This is a genomic window from Frigoribacterium sp. PhB24, assembly GCF_003755185.1.
In the GTDB taxonomy this organism is placed as follows: Bacteria; Actinomycetota; Actinomycetes; order Actinomycetales; family Microbacteriaceae; genus Frigoribacterium.
In genome coordinates this window covers 273,641-291,769 of sequence record NZ_RKIC01000009.1, presented here as the reverse complement: position 1 = coordinate 291,769, position 18,129 = coordinate 273,641, and the positions used below count along the sequence as shown (strand labels likewise).

At 72.1% G+C, this 18,129-nt stretch carries 17 protein-coding genes; 8 read left to right on the top strand and 9 right to left on the bottom strand.

Annotated features, from left to right (window positions below; genetic code table 11):
* The first annotated feature begins 59 nt into the window (after positions 1-59).
* A complete protein-coding gene (locus EDF50_RS01945; RefSeq protein ID WP_370453951.1) occupies positions 60-965 on the top strand; it encodes an alpha/beta fold hydrolase in 906 nt (301 codons plus the stop codon).
* On the top strand, positions 962-2,050 hold the full coding sequence (locus EDF50_RS01940) for a glycosyltransferase family 1 protein (protein WP_123517721.1): 1,089 nt from the start codon (positions 962-964) through the stop codon (positions 2,048-2,050). Before EDF50_RS01945 ends, EDF50_RS01940 begins: the two co-directional genes overlap by 4 nt.
* 8 nt (positions 2,051-2,058) lie before the next feature.
* Here the strand turns inward: EDF50_RS01940 and EDF50_RS01935 are convergent, their stop codons facing one another.
* A complete protein-coding gene (locus tag EDF50_RS01935) occupies positions 2,059-2,706 on the bottom strand; it encodes a histidine phosphatase family protein (protein WP_123517720.1) in 648 nt (215 codons plus the stop codon).
* 30 nt (positions 2,707-2,736) lie between these two features.
* Entirely contained in the window at positions 2,737-3,579 is an 843-nt protein-coding gene (locus EDF50_RS01930) for an NAD-dependent protein deacetylase (RefSeq protein ID WP_123517718.1), read from the bottom strand.
* A 103-nt stretch (positions 3,580-3,682) separates the two neighbouring features.
* Between EDF50_RS01930 and EDF50_RS01925 the strand changes: the two genes are divergently transcribed.
* A complete protein-coding gene (locus EDF50_RS01925; protein WP_123517716.1) occupies positions 3,683-4,510 on the top strand; it encodes an RNA methyltransferase in 828 nt (275 codons plus the stop codon).
* 50 nt (positions 4,511-4,560) lie between these two features.
* Positions 4,561-5,739, top strand: coding sequence for a D-alanyl-D-alanine carboxypeptidase family protein (locus EDF50_RS01920; protein ID WP_148076739.1), 1,179 nt, complete (start codon positions 4,561-4,563; stop codon positions 5,737-5,739).
* 9 nt (positions 5,740-5,748) lie between these two features.
* Here the strand turns inward: EDF50_RS01920 and EDF50_RS01915 are convergent, their stop codons facing one another.
* Complete coding sequence (locus EDF50_RS01915) at positions 5,749-6,537, bottom strand: SGNH/GDSL hydrolase family protein (RefSeq protein ID WP_123517713.1); 789 nt, start codon at positions 6,535-6,537, stop codon at positions 5,749-5,751.
* A 22-nt stretch (positions 6,538-6,559) separates the two neighbouring features.
* Here EDF50_RS01915 and EDF50_RS01910 point away from each other — a divergent pair, with 22 nt between their 5' ends.
* From EDF50_RS01910 to EDF50_RS01895, 4 genes are all read left to right on the top strand, one after another.
* Positions 6,560-7,762, top strand: coding sequence for an acyl-CoA dehydrogenase family protein (locus EDF50_RS01910; RefSeq protein WP_233570264.1), 1,203 nt, complete (start codon positions 6,560-6,562; stop codon positions 7,760-7,762).
* Between the two features lie 91 nt (positions 7,763-7,853).
* The gene (gene dinB / locus EDF50_RS01905) at positions 7,854-9,137 is read left to right on the top strand and encodes a DNA polymerase IV (protein WP_123517710.1); all 1,284 of its coding nucleotides are present in this window, start codon (positions 7,854-7,856) and stop codon (positions 9,135-9,137) included.
* 11 nt (positions 9,138-9,148) lie between these two features.
* Complete coding sequence (locus tag EDF50_RS01900) at positions 9,149-11,029, top strand: DEAD/DEAH box helicase (protein ID WP_123517708.1); 1,881 nt, start codon at positions 9,149-9,151, stop codon at positions 11,027-11,029.
* Between the two features lie 17 nt (positions 11,030-11,046).
* Entirely contained in the window at positions 11,047-11,301 is a 255-nt protein-coding gene (locus EDF50_RS01895) for a hypothetical protein (protein WP_123517706.1), read from the top strand.
* Here the strand turns inward: EDF50_RS01895 and EDF50_RS01890 are convergent.
* The 6 genes from EDF50_RS01890 to EDF50_RS01865 all read right to left on the bottom strand — a co-directional run bounded on the left by EDF50_RS01890 (position 11,250) and on the right by EDF50_RS01865 (position 17,646).
* A complete protein-coding gene (locus tag EDF50_RS01890; protein ID WP_148076738.1) occupies positions 11,250-11,807 on the bottom strand; it encodes a hypothetical protein in 558 nt (185 codons plus the stop codon). The genes EDF50_RS01895 and EDF50_RS01890 overlap by 52 nt on opposite strands.
* A gap of 92 nt (positions 11,808-11,899) precedes the next feature.
* Positions 11,900-12,424 carry an adenylyltransferase/cytidyltransferase family protein gene (locus EDF50_RS01885; RefSeq protein WP_233570314.1) on the bottom strand — a complete coding sequence of 175 codons (525 nt, stop codon included), beginning with the start codon at positions 12,422-12,424 and terminating at the stop codon, positions 11,900-11,902.
* Between the two features lie 62 nt (positions 12,425-12,486).
* Complete coding sequence (locus EDF50_RS01880; protein ID WP_148076737.1) at positions 12,487-13,944, bottom strand: hypothetical protein; 1,458 nt, start codon at positions 13,942-13,944, stop codon at positions 12,487-12,489.
* Complete coding sequence (locus EDF50_RS01875; protein ID WP_233570263.1) at positions 13,941-14,738, bottom strand: CDP-alcohol phosphatidyltransferase family protein; 798 nt, start codon at positions 14,736-14,738, stop codon at positions 13,941-13,943. Before EDF50_RS01875 ends, EDF50_RS01880 begins: the two co-directional genes overlap by 4 nt.
* Positions 14,735-15,997, bottom strand: a complete 1,263-nt coding sequence (locus EDF50_RS01870) for a glycosyltransferase family 4 protein (RefSeq protein WP_123517699.1) — start codon at positions 15,995-15,997, stop codon at positions 14,735-14,737. Before EDF50_RS01870 ends, EDF50_RS01875 begins: the two co-directional genes overlap by 4 nt.
* Before the next feature lie 77 nt (positions 15,998-16,074).
* Positions 16,075-17,646: a sugar transferase gene (locus tag EDF50_RS01865; RefSeq protein ID WP_123517697.1), complete on the bottom strand. Its 1,572-nt coding sequence runs from the start codon at positions 17,644-17,646 to the stop codon at positions 16,075-16,077.
* Positions 17,647-18,129: the final 483 nt, after the last annotated feature.

Genomic DNA, 18,129 nt, shown 5'->3' with positions numbered 1-18,129 from the left:
ACGGGCGTGGACGCCGGGACGCGCACTCCGATGAGCGCGTCGCTCGTAGACTCGGGCGGGTGATCGTCCGACCCCCCCGCGTGAAGTCGCCGTACCGTGCCCGCCTCGACGTCCGAGCGGTGCGCGACGACGTCGTCGAGGTCGGAGGCAGCCTGACCCGGTACTGGACCTACGAACCGCCGGAGGGCCAGGAGGCGCGGGTCACCATCGTCGCGGTGCACGGCTTCCGGGGAGACCACCACGGCCTCGAACCGGTCGTGGCGCACCTCGACCACGCGCGTGTGGTCATGCCCGACCTGCCGGGCTTCGGCGAGTCGACCCCGCTGGACGGCGAGCACAGCGTCGCGGCGTACGCGCACTGGCTCACGGCGTTCGTGGCGACCCTCTCGCTCGGCGACGACGTCGTGGTGCTGGGGCACTCGTTCGGCTCGATCGTCACGTCGGCCGCGGTGGCCGACGGACTCCGCGCCTCCCGGTTGATCCTGGTCAACCCGATCGCCGCTCCCGCCCTGCAGGGTCCGCGCGGCGTGGTCACGCGCCTGGCCGTCTTCTACTACTGGGCGGGCGCGGCCCTGCCCGAACGCGCCGGCCAGCAGGTGCTGCGGAACGCGGCCGTGACGAGGTTCACCAGCCTCGCGATGGTCAAGACCCACGACCGAGCCCTGCGCCGCTGGATCCACGACCAGCACGACAGCTTCTTCTCGCGTTTCTCCGACCGGAGGGTCGTGCTCGACGCCTTCCGCGCCTCCGTGTCGAGTGACGTGAGCACGTACGCCGCCCGCGTCACGGTGCCCACCCTCTTGATCGCCGCCGACCGCGACGACATCACCGCCCTGCCCGCCCAGCACCGGCTGCAGACGCTGTTCCCCGATGCCACGCTCGACGTGATCGAGGGGGTCGGGCACCTGATCCACTACGAGAAACCGCGTCAGGCCGCCGCAGCGATCGAGGCGTTCGTCCGATGAGGATCGTCGTCGACTGCCGCTACGTCCGCGTCGGACGCCACGACGGCATCAGCCGGTTCAGCGCCGGCGTCGTGACGGCCCTCGCCGAACGCCACGAGGTGACGATGCTCGTCAGCGACCGGCGCCAGCTCGACAAACTGCCCGACCAGCCGCACCTGCTCGTCGGCTCGCCCACGAGCGTCCTCGAGCCGTTCGTGGCCCGGCAGGTCAACCGGCTGCGGCCCGACGTCGTCTGGTCGCCCATGCAGACCATGGGCTCGGCCGGGCGTCGGTACCCGCTCGTGCTGACGCTGCACGACCTGATCTACTACACGAACCGCACGCCACCGCCGGAGTTCGCGCTGCCCATCCAGCTGCTCTGGCGGCTCTACCACCTGGCCTGGTGGCCGCAGCGGGTACTGCTGGACCGCGCCGACGCGGTCGTCACGGTGAGCCGCACGACGCGGGACGAGATGCGTCGCCACCGCCTCACCCGGCGTCCCGTGACGGTGGTCTACAACGCGGCCGATCCGGTCGGCGCGGTCGAGCCGCGCACCGCACCCGAGCGGCGCGACCTCGTCTACATGGGGTCGTTCATGCCGTACAAGAACGTGACCGCCCTGGCCAGGGCACTGCCGTTGCTCGACGGGTACCGACTGCACCTGATGAGCCGGGTGTCCGAGGCCGAGCGCGCCTCCTTGACGGCCCTGGCACCCGCCGGGTCGCTGGTCTTCCACGACGGGGCGAGCGACGACGAGTACCGCGAGGCACTGCTCGGTGCGACCGCCGTCGTGACGGCCTCGCGCGCCGAGGGGTTCGGCATCCCCCTGGTCGAGGGCATGGCGCTCGGGACGCCCGCCGTCGTCAGCGACATCCCGATCTTCCGCGAGATCGGCGGCGACGCGGCTCTGTACTTCGACCCGTCGTCACCTGCCTCGATCGCGGCGGCCGTGCGGCGACTCGAGGGTGAGTGGGAGGCGCGCTCGGCCGCGTCGATCGAGCAGGCGGCCCGGTTCAGCTGGCGTGACTCCGCCGACGTGCTGTTGCGCCTGTTGGCGGATGTCGCCGCGGTGGGCCGCCACGCACGACGCACCGCCGGGCGCTGACCCGCGGGTCAGTCCTCGTCCGCGGCGTCGCGCTCGAGGGCGTTCTGGTACTCGAAGGCGTACGTGCCGGGGCGCTCGGACTCGACCTCGATCGGGTCGTCGAACTCGCGCAGGGTCAGGGCGTCGCCCGCGAACTCGAACGAGTGGATCGATCCGTTGCGGATGGGCACGCCGAGATGCGCGTCGGTGTCGGGGGTTACGTGGTTCACGATCGCCCGGATGACGGCACCGTGCGTCGCCACGACCACGGACGCGCCGGCGCCGTGCCGGGTGGCGATCGCGGAGAGGGCGGGCAGCACCCGGGCGACGAGGGCCCCGCGGCTCTCGCGACCGGGCACCGGGGTGCCGTGCGGGAACCGTGCCTCGACCTGTTCGCCGGTCAGGCCTTCGGCGTCGCCGTACCGACGCTCGGCGACCTCGGGCGCGAGCTCGGGCGCAGCGAGGCCGAGCCGAGCGGCGATGATCGCCCCGGTCTCGGCCGCCCGCGAGAGGGGGCTCGCGACGACGGCGTCGAAGCGGCGCCGCGCGAGCAGGTCACCGGTCTCACGGGCCTGCGACCGACCGAGGTCGTTCAGGGGGATGTCAGTCGAGCCCTGGATGCGTCGGGCGCGGTTCCAGTCGGTCTCGCCGTGGCGGACCAGGTACAAGAGCGTCATCGTTCCTCCGGTTGGGCGGAGACCGGGACGCTACGCGCCCAGGTGCTCGGCCAGGGCCGCCAGGGTCTCCGACGTGCCGGCATCCAGCTTAACCGTGGCTCGGGAGTCGCCCTTGGTGACGCCCCGGTTCAGGACGACCACGGGCAGCTTGCGGCGCGTGGCCTGGTCGAGCAGGCGGATGCCGCTGTTGACGACCAACGACGAACCCGCGACGAGCAGTGCCTCGGCCCCGACGACCATCGATCGCGCCTCGGCGAAGCGCTCGGTGGGGACGAACTGGCCGAAGAAGACCACGTCGGGCTTGAGCAGCCCGCCACAGACCGTGCAGGTCGGGACGACGAAGGCGTCGATGTCGTGCACCTCGACGTCGCCGTCGGGGGCGAGCCGCACCTGGTCGGGCTCGTCGATCCACGGGTTCTCGGCGGCGAGACGGGCCGCCACCATGTCGCGGGCGAAGGCCTGCCCGCAGGTGAGGCAGACCACACGGTCGACGGTGCCGTGCAGGTCGACCACCCGGCGCGATCCGGCGCGCACGTGCAGGTTGTCGACGTTCTGGGTGATGACGCCGTTCGTCACACCGGCGGCCTCGAGCCGGGCCAGCGCCCGGTGCCCCTCGTTGGGCCCGGCGGCACGGAAGGACTTCCAGCCGAGGTGGCTGCCGGCCCAGTAGCGCTTGCGGTAGCTCTCGCTCGAGAGGAACTGCTGGAACGTCATCGGGTTGCGGGGCGGAGCGCCTTCGCCTCGGTAGTCGGGGATGCCGGAGTCGGTACTGACACCGGCCCCGGTGAGCACCGCCACGCGGCGCCCGCGGAGCGCCTCGACCGCGGCCTCGAGGGCCTGCTCGTCGGTGGGTGCCGTGGGGGCGTTCGACACGGGTGGGGCTCCTTCGGGTGCGGTGACGCTAGCCTAAACGCGTCCCCCTCCGATTCGATTCCAGCGGTCGTCCGTCCGCCGGGGCCGTCCCCCGTGGAGCACCGTGCACGTCACTCGCATCACCGACCTCGACCACGAGGCCCTCGCCGACTACAACCGGCTGACCGACGTCGCCCTGCGGCGCGTGTCCGAGCCCGAGGGCGGCCTCTACATCGCCGAGTCGACCAAGGTCATCGAGCGGGCGCTCCGGGCGGGCCACGTGCCCCGCTCGGTGCTCATGACCGACCGCTGGCTGCCCGACATCGAGCCCCTCGTGGCCGAGCACGAGGGCGAGATCTTCGTCGGCGACGCGGGCCTGCTCGAGACCCTCACCGGCTACCACCTGCACCGCGGGGCCCTCGCCGCGATGCACCGGCCCGAGCTGCCCTCCGTCGAGTCGGTGCTCGAAGGCGCCCGGCGCGTCGTGGTGCTCGAGGACATCGTCGACCACACGAACGTGGGCGCGATCTTCCGGGCCGTCGCGGGCTTGGGGGCCGACGCCGTGCTGATCACCCCCCGCTGCGCCGACCCGCTGTACCGCCGCAGCGTGCGCGTCAGCATGGGCACCGTCCTGCAGGTGCCGTGGACGCGTCTGCCCGACTGGCCGGCCGGCGCCGCCCTGCTGCGCGAGGCGGGGTTCCACGTGGCCGCCCTGGCACTGAGCGACGACGCCGTGACCCTCGATGCCTACGCCTCCGCGCCTCCCGACCGGGTCGCCCTGCTGCTCGGAACCGAGGGTGACGGGCTCAGCCGTGCCGCCCTGCAGGCCGCCGACACGGTGGTCACGATCCCGATGCTGCACGGCGTCGACAGCCTCAACGTGGCCGCCGCCTCGGCCGTGGCCCTCTGGGCCCTGCGCGTGCCGACGGGCGGGACGGGAGCGACCGGGTGACCGGCGTCGACCGGCGTCTACGTCCGGGCGTGGTCCGGAGGCGCGTGGGTGTGATCGCGCTGCTCGCGTTGGTCGTCGCGGTCGGCGGGTACGTCCCCCTCGCGCTGCTCAGTCCGCTCGCGCCGGCCGCGGCCGACGTCGCCGCGTACACCGCACCGGCCGAGGCGAGTCCCGACCTCGCCTTCCCCGCCTACGGTGCGACGGCGGTCGAGGCGATCGGCTGGGACGACAGCCTGACGACGAGCGGCGACGAGCAGCCCCGCCCGATCGCGAGCATCAGCAAGGTGGTCACGGCCCTCGTCGTCCTCGACGAGAAGCCGCTCGACGGCGGCGACGGCCCGACCCTGACCTTCGGCCCGACCGAGGCGGCCCTCGTCGACTCCTACCGCGCGCAGAACGGCAAGGTGGCGCCGATGGCCGCCGGTCAGACGCTCTCCGAGCGACAGGTGCTCGAGGTCATGCTGATCGAGTCGGCCAACAACTACGCGGAGGTGCTCGCCCGGTGGGCGTTCGGCGGCGACCAGGCCTTCGTCGACGCCGCCCGGTCGTGGCTCGCCGACCACGGCCTCACCTCGACGACGCTCGTCGAGCCGACCGGGTTGTCACCCCAGAACACGAGCACGTCCACCGACCTCGTCGAACTCGGTCGACTGGCCCTGGCCGACCCCGAAGTGGCCCGTGCCGTCGCGACGACGACGACCACCGTGCCCGGCATCGGTGAGATCAGCAACAGCAACGAACTGCTCGGACTCGATGGCGTGGTGGGCATCAAGACGGGCACCCTCGACGAGGCCGGCGCCTGTCTGCTCTTCGCGGCCGACTACACGATCGGCGGGCAGCGGGTCACGGTCGTGGGTGCCATGCTCGGCGGCGTCGACCACGACCAGCTCGACCGCGACGTGCAGGCTCTGCTGGCCAGCGTCGCCGACCGGTTCCGGACCGTGACGCTCACCAGCCAGGGCGACGCCTTCGCCGACTACGAGCTGCCCTGGGGCGACGCCGCCCGCGCGGTGGCCGCCGAGGACGCCAGCGTCCTCGTCTGGGGCGACGAGACCGTGGAGGCCTCGGTCGAGACCGACGCCGTGGGGCCCGCCTCGGCCGGCACCCGGGTCGGTGACGTGACCTTCACCGTCGACGGCGAGCGGCACGTCGTGCCCCTCGAACTGGACGCGACGATCGCCGAACCCGGCGCGTGGTGGCGGCTGACGCACCCCGACGACGTGCTCTGAACCGACCGCTCAGGACTCGTCGCGGTAGATCATGGTGACGGCGTCGGGCCGCTTCGCCTGGACGAAGTCACCCGACGACTGGTGCCGGATGCGACGGACGACCCAGGGCACCAGGTACTCGCGGGCCCAGCCCATGTCGTCGGCCCGCGCGCTGCGCCAGGGCCGTCGTTCGAGCGGCTCGGGCACGTAGGGCTCGAGGTCGTTCTCGACGGCGAGGGCCTGCAACACCATGCGGGCGATGGTGTGGTGACCGAGCGGGCTGAAGTGCAGTCGGTCGGGCGCCCACATCCGCGGGTCGACCAGTTGACGCAGCGCCCACATGTCGGCGACGACGGCGTCGTGCCGCAGCGCGATGGCGTGCACGTGCTCGTTGTAGATGGCGACCTTGCCGCGGAGACGACCGAGGACGGGCGTGAGGCCGATGTCGGGCCCGGTGAAGACGACGACGGTGGCCCCGTCGGACCGCAGCCGTTCGACGAGCCCCTCGAAGCCCGCGGCGACCTCGTCGGGATCGGTGCCGGGCCGGATGATGTCGTTGCCACCGGCCGAGACCGAGATGAGGTCGGGCCGCAGGGCGAGCGCGGCCTCGGACTGCTCGTCGATGATCTGCTCGAGCAGCCGACCCCGGACGGCGAGGTTGGCGTAGGCGAAGTCCTCGGTCGACGAGCCCAGCACCTCGGCGACTCGGTCGGCCCAGCCTCGATGGCCCCCGGGGGAGCGCTCCTCGGGGTCGCCGATCCCCTCGGTGAACGAGTCGCCGAGGGCGACGTAGCGGGACCACGGGTGTTGCTGACTCATGCGACCAAACTACTCTCGACGCGTGCCCGCACCGAAGCCCGCCTCCGCGTCCGACCCGACCCGCGCCTCCTGGTCGCCCGACGAGCTGTTGCCCGACGACCTGCTCGAGCGCTTCCGCGAGCGGGCCGCGGGCCACGACCGCGAGAACACGTTCCCGCACGACGACCTGGCCGAGCTCCGTGCGCGCGGTTACCTGCGGGCCTTCGTCCCGACGGCGCGAGGAGGCGCGGGTCTCGGACTCGAACAGGTCGCGTCCCTGCAGTCGCGCCTCGCGACCGCGGCCCCGGCCACCGCGCTGGCGATCAACATGCATCTGGTCTGGACCGGCTGCGCGGCCGTCCTGCACGCGCGGGGCGACGACTCGCTCGACCTGGTGCTCGAGGACGCAGCGCGCGACGAGGTCTTCGCCTTCGGCGTCAGCGAGCCCGGCAACGACCTCGTCCTGTTCGACTCGGTGACCTCGGCCGAGCCCACGGGAGACGGCGGCTACCGGTTCACCGGCACGAAGGTCTTCACCTCGCTCTCACCGGTCTGGACTCGCCTCGGCGTCTTCGGCCGGGACGAGACCGACCCCGACGCCCCGGCCCTCGTGCACGGGTTCGTTCGTCGCGACCAGCCCGGCCACGTCTCGCTGGACGACTGGGACACCCTCGGCATGCGGGCGACGCAGAGCCATACGACCCGCCTGGACGGAGTCGAGGTGCCCGCGTCGCGCATCGTCCGTCGGCTGCCCGTCGGTCCGAGCGCGGACCCGCTCGTCTTCGCCGTCTTCGCCGTCTTCGAGACGTCGATCGCCGCCGTGTACCGGGGCATCGCACGCCGGGCCCTCGAGCTCGCCGTCGAGTCGGCGTTCGGGACGACCTCTCGACGCGCCGGGGGAACGTCCCGGGCGCTCGACCCGGTCGTCCGGTGGCGCGTCGCCGACGCGGGGCTGGCCGTCGACGGGCTCGAGCCCCAGGTGGACCAGGTCGCCCGGGACGTGGACGCCCTGGTGGACCACGGCTCCGATTGGCCCCGACTCGTGGTCGGTCTCAAGACGCGCGCCACCGAGACGGCCCGCGCGGTGGTCGACCAGGCGGTCACCGTCGCCGGGGGCTCGTCCTACCGATCGTCCTCCGAGCTCGGGCGCCTGCAACGCGACGTCCTCGCCGGACGTTTCCACCCGTCGAGCACCGACGCGGCACACGCCACCATCGCCTCCGCGCTGCTCGGACCGGCGTCCTGAGGGCCGAGGCCACCCGGTCGGTCCGACGCCGGGCGCCCGGGGCCGGTGCCGTGGCGACGCCGATGTCGGTGGCACGTGTGAGGATGCACCGGTGAGCAAACAGGACGGTAGCGGGCGACTCGTCACCACGGTGCCGACCGACGACGCGACCGCGCCGATCTTCCACGTCGACATGGACGCCTTCTTCGCGTCGGTCGAGTTGCTCGACCACCCCGAACTGCGCGGTCGACCCGTGGTCATCGGGCACCGTTCCGACCGATCGGTCGTCACCGCCGCCACCTACGAGGCCCGCAAGTACGGCGTGAACTCCGCCATGCCGATGTCGATCGCGTTGCGTCGCTGCCCGCAGGCGATCGTGCTTGAGCCGCACTTCGAGAAGTACCAGTACTGGTCCTCGCGCGTCATGTCGATGTTCGACGACGTCACGCCGCTGGTCGAACGCCTCGGCATCGACGAGGCGTTCCTCGACGTCAGCGGGTCGATCCGCCTGATGGGCTCACCGTACGAGATCGCGACGGCGCTGCGACGGCGGGTGCACGCCGAGACGGGCCTGCACTGCAGCATCGGTGCCGCGTCGACCAAGTTCGTCGCCAAACTCGCCTCGAGCGTCGCCAAACCCGACGGGCTGCTGCTCGTGCCGCACCGTCACACCCTGGCCTTCCTGCACCCCCGGCCGATCAGCGCCCTCTGGGGCGTCGGCGGCAAGACCGAGCAGGTGCTGCTCGACCGTGGCCTGAGAACCGTCGGCGACGTCGCGGCGGCGCCTCTCGACCTGCTCGTCCACGCCGTCGGGACGGCGACGGGCGCGAAGCTGCACGATCTGGCCTGGGGTCGCGACCCGCGCGGCGTCCACACCGAGTCGAGCGAGAAGAGCGTCGGCAACGAGAACACGTTCGCCAGCGACGTCGTCGACCCCGACGTCGTCCGCCGCGAGCTGCTCCGCCTCAGCGACAAGGTCGGCACCCGCCTGCGCGCGGCCGGTGTCAGTGGTCGCACGGTCGTGCTGAAGTTGCGGACCACCGACTTCGTCACCATCACCCGATCGCGTACGCTCGCCGACCCGACCGACCTCGGACGTCGCATCTACGACGAGGTCCGGTCCCTCTACGAAGCCACGGGCAAGCAACACGAGCGCATCCGCCTCGTGGGCGTCCGCGTCGAGCAGTTGAGTCCGGGTGCGGGCGGCGACTCGCTCGGCCTGTGGGACGACGACGCCGACTGGCGCGAGGCCGAGTCGACCATGGACGCCCTCCGGGCCAAGTTCGGGTCGGCCATGCTGACACCCGCGTCGTTGCTCGGGGCCTCTCGCCGTCGGCCCGGCGCACCCCGCCCCGCCCCGGGCACCGCGTCCTCCGACGACTCCGGTCGAGGGTAAACTCGGTTCGAGTGAGCACCGCCAACGCATCCGACCCCGCCGGGGGTGAGCAACACCTCGACGGCACGTCACTCGACTCACTCGAGGGCACGTCACTCGACTCACTCGAGGTCGGGGTCTCGGCCGGCAACTCGGCCGCCGAGCATCTTTCACCCGCGTTCCCCGAGCGAGCTGCCTGGGGCACCGCGAGCAAGTTGCGCGCCTGGCAGGCCGAAGCCCTCGAGCTCTACTTCTCGACCTCGCCCAGGGACTTCCTCGCAGCGGCGACGCCGGGTGCCGGCAAGACCACGTTCGCCCTCCGCCTGGCCACCGAGCTCCTGTCCCGTGGCGAGGTCGATCGGGTCGTCGTCGTCGCCCCCACCGAGCACCTCAAGCGCCAGTGGGCGGACGCGGCCGACCGCGTCAACCTCCGACTCGACCCCATGTTCAAGAACGCCGACGGCACCTTCGGCCGGCATTACCACGGCATCGCCGTGACCTACGCCCAGGTCGGGATGAAGCCAGAGGTCCACAAGGCCATCACCGCGGCGGGCCGAACCCTCGTCATCCTCGACGAGGTCCACCACGGGGGCGACGCTCTCAGCTGGGGCGACGGCATCCGCGAGGCCTACTCTGGCGCCACCCGTCGGCTCTCGCTCACGGGTACTCCGTTCCGGTCCGACACGGCCCCGATTCCGTTCGTCCAATACGCCCCCGACGAACACGGCATCCGCACCTCGAGAGCGGACTACGCGTACGGCTACGGTCGGGCACTCGCCGACGGCGTCGTGCGACCGGTGCTGTTCATGGCGTACGCCGGTCAGATGCGCTGGCGAACCCGAATGGGCGACGAGATGAGCGCGTCCCTCGGCGAGGCGGTGACGAAAGACATCACGGCCCAGGCCTGGCGCACGGCGCTGTCGCCCCAGGGTGACTGGATCCCGGCCGTCCTGTCCGCGGCCGACAAGCGGCTCACCGAGGTGCGCCGGGGCGTCCCCGACGCGGGCGGGCTCGTCATCGCCACCGATCACACCGCGGCTCGCCAGTATGCGGCAGTCCTCCAGAAGATCACGGGCGAGCGGCCGACCGTCGTCCTCAGTGACGAGAAGGCGGCGTCCGACCGCATCCAGGCCTTCTCCGAGGGCGACAGCCGCTGGATGGTCGCCGTGCGCATGGTCTCGGAAGGCGTCGACGTCCCCCGACTGGCCGTCGGCGTATATGCGACGTCGGCGTCTACGCCGCTCTTCTTCGCCCAGGTCGTCGGTCGGTTCGTCCGCGCCCGGCGACGAGGTGAGACCGCCTCGATCTTCCTGCCGAGCGTGCCCAGCCTGATGGCACTCGCCAACCAGCTCGAGCTTCAGCGTGACCACGCACTCGACCGGCCCACGGACGCCGACGACGGCCTCTTCGCACCCGAAGAGGACATGATGGCCGCCGCCAACCGCGAAGAGAAGGCCTCGAGCCTGCTCGAGCAGCAGCCGTTCGAGGCGCTCGACTCCCAGGCCTCGTTCGACCGCGTGCTCTACGACGGCGGCGAGTTCGGCACCGGTGGCGAGATCGGCAGCCTCGAAGAACTCGACTTCATCGGCATCCCCGGGCTGCTCGAGCCCGATCAGGTGCGCGACCTGCTGCGGCAGCGGCAGGCCACCCAGGCTCGACGCGCACCCAAGACGGGAATGCCCACCACGGCTCCGCCCGCCGAAGCCCGGCCGCTGTACCAGACCATCAAAGAACAACGCCAAGAACTCAGCCGGCTTGTATCGATCTGGTCGCGGCACTCGAACGAGCCGCACGGGCTGATCCACGCCGATCTCAGGCGCATCAGCGGTGGACCGTCGGTGGCCCAGGCCAGCACCGAGCAGATACAGAAGCGCATCGACGTGCTGCGTGGACGCCTCGGCCAGCGTGCCTGACCCGGTACGATCGCCCGATGCTCGACGAGACCGTGTCCGATCGGTGGACCGTTCGCGCCCACCCCGAAGGCGCGCCCGAAGCGGTCGTCGAACGCTTCGGCGGCGGCTATCGCCTCAGCCGGTGGAGTTCGACCGACGACGAACCGGTGCGACTGGGCGTCTACACGTCCCCGGAGCTCGCCGAGACGGCCTGGTGGCGGTTGATCGACCGCGAGCAGAATCAGGGGAGACGCACGATGTCGGCACGGCGGACGGGACTCGAGGACGCCTGACGCCCGCCGGCCGGGCGTCCTCGGTCACCGCTGGGGTCGAGCACCGACACGCCCTCGTCGGAGCACAGCAACACCGGTCGGACGTCGAACGGTCGGCCTCGGCCGAGCACCGCGAGTCCCTCGCCCCAGAGACGGTCCGAGATGCGGGGCGATGCGGCCCCTACCCGCTCGAGGACGAATGCCACGGAGGCGGCGCCGAACTCGCTGGCGACGACCGCCAGGGCGTCACCGTAACGGTCGAGGGCGGTGCCGTCGGGCATCTCGGGGATTCCCTCGAGCGGCACCATGAGCGGCAGGGCGATGTCGTCGGCGTCGAAGAACAGCGTCCAGAGCTGGCGGCGGACCGCCGTCGGGACGATGGCCTCGACGTGTCGGACGAGCTCGGGGACATCGTGCACAGGCTCATGCGGGTCGGAGATCCGCGGAACGGAGGCGTCGTCGTGCCCGTCGGTTGCGTCCAGCGAGGGACGGGTCAGGGGGGCATCGAGGGTGGAAGCGACTGTCATGGGTCGAGCTTCGCGGGCCGACGTGCCCTCGACGAGGTTGTCCCCAGCGCCGTTCGACGACGCCCGCACCGTCTCGGGCTGGGGAGGACCGGTCAGCCCTGGAGCCGGACGGAGTCCCCGACGGCAGCCGCCTCGGTCCCGTGGCCCGGGGTGCCCGACAGGGCACGGAGGGCCCGGCGGAGGACCGTGCTGGAGGTGCTCATGGTGTAAGGGAAGTAGACGACCTCGACACCGACCGCCCCGAACTCGCGTTCGAGCCGCATGCCCTTCTCGGTGCCCCGCCAGTCGTCGCCCTTGAAGAACACGTCGAAGCGCAACTCACGCCAGACATCCATCTTGTCGGGCACGGTCTCGGCGTGGACACCGTCCACGACGTCGATATGACGGACGATCTCCAGCCGCTCGGCGAGCGGGACGACAGGCGAGATCCCCTTGGTCACCTGCAGCATCTCGTCGGACACGACCCCCGCGATGAGGTGGTCGCACTGCGCCGAGGCGTGCCGGAGCAGGTTCAGGTGACCGATGTGGAACAGGTCGAAGGCGCCGGCGGCGTAACCGACCCGGCCCGCGCCTCCTCGTCCCCTCGTGACCTCGACGGGATCGAGGCCGAGGCCCAGGGCGGGGGTGGGGATGACGTCCACGGGTGTGGTCCTCTCGTCGGGGTGGTGCTCGGGTGTGGTCATGACAGGGCACCGGGCCGACGTCGGCCGCGGGCGGGTTCGGGGAGACCCCGGGGTCCGCCCACGGCGGCCGCGTGGTCGACGAGGTCGGCGATGCTGAAGGTCGGTGCGGCCTCCTCGGCGGGACGACGGACGTCGTCGTCCTGCCAGGTTCCTCGCACGAGCACTCGGCGCCACGGGGGGACACCGGTCAGCACGACGCCGAGGGGCTCCACGTCGAGGCTGAGCAGTTCGGCGCTGAGGCTCCGGAGCGACTCGACGGTCGTGACACCGGATCGGACGACGACGAGCACCGCGTCGACCTCGTCGGTCACGCTCCGGAGCGCGAGCGGGTGGGAGTCGCTCGAGGCCTGGACGACCGACACCTCGTAGTCCTCCCGGAGCGCGGCGAAGAACGCATGCGTCCCGGAGCGGACCAGGTGACGGGACGATGCCACGACTCCGTCGGGCACCGGCACGCGGTCGTATCCGTGTCGATCGGCCTCGACTTCCTCGGGCACGGCGCCGACGGGCACCGTCGACGGGCGGGAGAGGGTACGGGTGTCGAAGTCGGACTGGACCAGGGCGCAGGTGGCGCCGAGCTCGACGACGGCGCGCGCGAGACCGCCGTCGACACCGACCGCCTCGCGGACCGAGTCCGTGCGTGCCAGCAGGAGCGTCGCGGGGAGCGAGCCACCGTGGAGGGCCCGCGTGTTCTGGACGACCTCACGCAGGGCGGTCCGGGTGCGGGCGGACGAGGCCCCGGTGACCGGGTCGTCGACGTGCCGCAGGGAGCCAGGAAGTTGTCCCACGACCGGAAGCCCCGTGATGCGGCGGACGTCGTCGACGGTGTCGACCGTCGGCCGGGCACGAGACAGGACGACAGCCGCCGCGAGACCCACCGCCAGGCCGGCGAGGAGTCCCGTGAGCACCGTGAGGGCGAGCCCCGGTTCGTCGGGCGACGTCGGCACGGCCGCCGGCGAGGTGAGGTCGAGGGCGACTGTCTGACCGCCCGTACCGGCCTGCGACTCGACGCGGTCGACGACTGTCGAGAGACTCTCGGCGACGTCGTCGGCCAGCGAGGCCGCTCCGTCGGGTGTGCCGGCCGCAGACCCGACCCTCAGGACGGCGGTGCCGCCCGGATTGACCACCGACACGCGCTCGGCGAGCTCGTCGACGGTCACACCGAGATCCGCCGCGACCGGGCCGAGGACCTCAGGGCTCGTGCCGAGTTCGGCGTAGGACGCCACGCGCTGCTGGGCGAACTGCCCGCGAGCGGCGAGACCCGACCCCGGGGAGTCGACCCGGACGAGCAGGGTGGCCTCGGCGTGCCAGGCCTCGGACGCCAACTGCGACGCGCCGACGCCGGCGGCCACACCGAGGAGGGCCGCCACACCGACGAGACCGGCATGACGCGACACGGCCCGACCGAACCCGCCGACGAGGGCACGACGGGCCGGAGCGCCGTCGCGGCTCACGGCCTCGGCCCGACCGGCGAGGACGTCATGGACGTGAGCTCCCGGAACCACTTCGGCAGCGCGAGAACGAGGTAACCGGCGTTGGCGACGAGGAGGGCGAGGTAGACGACGGTGAACGCCGGCGGCCAGGCCAGCAGGACGAACGCGAGGCACAACAGGCCGTAGTCGGTCGGGACGACGGCCAGGGAATAGAGGAGACCCGTCCGACGGCCCACGGGCGCGGCGACGCCCGTCCGGGCCGCTTCCGCGCGGCGGAGCTGGTCCGTCAGGACGATGGCGAAGAACGCCACCGTCGCCACGACCTGGTAGACGAGCGGCGCGGCCAGCAGGGCCTCACGGCCGTCCGGTTCGCGTAGCCAGGAAGCGAAGACCGCCAGGTGCAGAACGGCGATCTTCGTCGCGTCGATGACGTGGTCGAGCCATTCGCCCGCGGGGCTTCCACCGCCGCGGAGTCGGGCGAGCTGCCCGTCAGCCGAGTCGAGGGCGTACCCCACGACGAGGAGCAGGACGACGGCCAGGGCCGTGCCGACGCCCGACGGAGCGAAGGCGAGGACGGCGATCCCCGCGAAGGTGCAGGCCGCGCTCACCGCGGTGACCTGGTTCGGCGTCGCGCCCACCGTGTAGGCCACCGCGGCGGCCCACCGACCGAGGCGGCGGTTGACGAACCGGGAGTACGCGGGTGCACCCGTCGACGGCTTCTGGGCCGACGCGAGGGCCCTCAGGGCGGGTCGCACGGCTCGGGGCACGGAGGGGCGGGCGGAGGTCGCCTCGGCGGTGGTCGTGCGGTCGCTCACGAGGCCACCGCCAGCGAGTCGACGTCGGCCGTGTGCAGTTCGCGGGTGACGACCGCTCCGATTCGGCGGCGCATGCGCTCCGGCGTGAACCGCTGCAGGTACGCCTCGCGGGCGTGACGCCCGGCGACGGCGAGGGTGGGGACGTCCATCGACGACAGGATCGCCGACAGGCCGTCGACGTCGCGACGGTCGAAGAGCCACCCCGTGCGCCCCTCGTCGACGACTTCCTCGGGTCCGCCGGACCGGCTGGCGATGACGGGGCGTCCTTGGCTGAACGCCTCGAGCGTGACGAGTCCGAACCCCTCGAGGGTGTCGGTCGGCAGGATCACCGCGTCGGCATCGCGGAGGTACGGCGACGCATCGGCGACCTCACCCACGACGGTGACGGTCTCGGGACGCGAGACGATCGCGGCGACGAGACCGGGCACGTCGACGGAGGAACCGACGGCCGGGGGCCCGCCCAGGACGACGAGCTGACCGGGGCAACCCGCCGCGTTCCACGCGGTGAGGAGCGTGGCGTGCCCCTTGTGACCGTTCCACCGGCTCGCGACGACGTACTGCGGTGCGCGCCCCTCGGCGCGGTCGCTCGCGGCGATCGACCGGTCCGAGATGCCGTTGTGGACGACGACGGCACGGGAATCCTCCGACAGGCCGGACGAGTCGAGCACCGACTGCGAGACCGCGACGAGGGACGTGCAGGCCCGGGCCAACGGCCGGAGGCCTCGACGGTCTCCGTCGCTCCAGGGCTCCTGGAGGTGTCCGACGACACGGCTGACGCCCATCGCCCGGGCGACGGGAGCGACGACGAGGCAGGCGCTCGTGGCGCAGTAGACCAGGTCGAAGTGACGTCCCGACAGGCGGAGTGCCGTCCGGGCCGCGTCGCGGGCCAGGCGGAGGATGCCCACGGGCCCGAGCCGGGTTCGACGCAGGATCGGCAGAGGCGTCCGTTCGACGCGCGCGCCGAGTTCACGGAGCCTCGGCCCCAACGGCCCGACCGCGACGTCCGAAGGCAACCAGACCGTGACGTCGAGGTCGTCGCGGGCGGCGAGCTCGCCGACGACCTCGACCACGATGCGGTCCGAACCGTACATCTCGTCAGACGAGTGCACCAGCAGCACCCGGCTGCGGCGCGATCCCTTCCGTCGGCGGGGGAGTTCGGGCAGGTCGATCGCCGGCCGTGCGTCGTCACGCGTGGTCGGTGCGGTGGTCGCCGCCGGTGAGGACTCGCGGTCCCGGTAGTGCCTGATGTCGACGGACATGCTCTCTCCCCTGTCGTCGTGAGCGTGGTCCGGGCCCGTGAACGGCCCGTGGTGATCTCGGATGCTGCTCCGGGGACTCAATAGGCTCCCCGGTGTTCGAAGAGCACCCTCACGGTGCGCCACATGATGACGAAGTCGACCGTCAGCGACCAGTTCTCGACGTAGTAGAGGTCGAGGCGGACGCTTTCCTCCCAGCTGAGGTCGCTGCGTCCGTTCACCTGCCACATGCCGGTCAGGCCGGGCTTGATGTAGAGGCGCCGATGCACGTGGTCCTCGTAGCCCTCGACCTCGCGGGGCAGCGGCGGCCGGGGGCCGACGACGCTCATCTCGCCCCGGACGATGTTCCACAGCTGGGGCAACTCGTCGAGCGACCAGCGGCGCAGGACGCCCCCGACGCGGGTGACCCGAGGGTCCGACTTCATCTTGAAGAGGACGCCGGCGCCCTCGTCGGCCTGGGCCAGATCGGCGAGTCGGCTCTCGGCGTCCACGACCATCGACCGGAACTTCAGCATCTCGAAGGTGCGTCCGTCACGGCCGACCCGCCGCTGACGGAAGAGCACGGGGCCCGGGCCGTCGAGCCGCACCGCCAGGGCGACGACCGCGAAGACCGGGGCGAGGACGATCAGGGCGGCGGACGCCAGCACGAGGTCGGACAGGCGCTTGAGGGCATGACGGGGGCCGTCGAACTGCGGGAGTTCGACGTGCATCAGGGGAAGACCCTCGACCGGGCGGTAGTGGATGCGCGGCCCGGCGACGTTCGTCAGCCGCGACGCGATGACGAGCTCGGTGGCACGTCCTTCGAGCGACCAGCCGAGGTCTCGGAGGTATTCCCGGCCCCGACCCGGCTCGCCGGCGACGATGACGCTCTCCGCGCCCAGACGCCAGACCGCACGGGGGACACCGTCGAGGTCGGCGACCACGGGGACGACACGGCTTCCGACGACGATGCCACGCGGGTCGGCGTCCGGGACGGCTGCGCCCACGACGTCGTAGACGGCGCCGCTCGTCTTGTCGATGCGACGCACGACGTCGGCGATGTCGTCCCGCGACCCGACGATGACCGCCCGGGACAGGTAGTGCCCCTTCGCTCGCTGCTGCTCGAGCCAGCGCCGCATCGTCCATCGGCCGACGACCAGGCCCGCTGCGCCGACGGGCAGGGCCACGAGGAAGTAGCCCTCACCACCGATGTGACCGACCGAGGCGAACCCGATGGCCACGACGGCGAATGCCCAGACGCTGGCCGTCAGCAGGCGCTTGTACTCGACGACGCCGCTGCCGACGACGGCGAGGTCGCGGGTGCGGTGCAGCGTCAGGCACAGGGTCCAGACCAGTCCCACGACGACGGGCAGCCACGGTGAGCCGATCGACTCGACCAGGGTGGAGGCGTCCGATCCCCGTCCGGCGGCGATGGCCCGCGCGGCATCCACGGCGACGGCGCCGACGATGCTCAGGGTCAGGACGACCGTGTCGACGAGACGGAGCCGGCGGCGGTAGCGCCGCGCCCAGGCCGCGCCGGACTCGGCGTCGTGGGCCGGCGTGGGCACGACGGGGGTCGCGTCGGACGCGGGCAGGTCGATCGGGAGGTCGATCCGTCGGGGGGACGACGGTCCGACCAGGACTGAGCGGAGTTCGCTCTGCGTGCTGGACATCGGGTCTCGGGTTCGGGTAGGCGACGGCACGCCCACGTCGCTGGTGACGACGGGGCGGTGGCGGGCGGTCGATCGAGATTCGGGTTCGATCGACCGCCCAGGCGTCGCGCCGGAGCACGGACGTCACGAGGGTGCGGACGTCGGCGGGGCGGCGACGGGCACGCCGGGCAGCGGGTCTGCTCGACGCACGGTTCGGGTCGGTGCGGTGAAGGGAGCGGGCTCCCCGGGAGAGGGTCGGGTTTCTCGGTTCCTGGCGATTTCGGGTCGTCCAGGAGGATGGTGTGACTCTAGTTCGGGGGGCACCCGACACAGGAGTCTATCAAGACCCCCCGTTCGGGGGCGTCCTTGTCCCCCCTGTTGCCGACACCCGAACGGGTGACCCCGACCCCCCGTCCTGTCACCCGTGCGGGGGTGACAAGACGCCGTGAATCCCGTGTGTTCGGTGTGTCCTGTGCCGAGCAACGGGCGAGCACATGGGCGCCG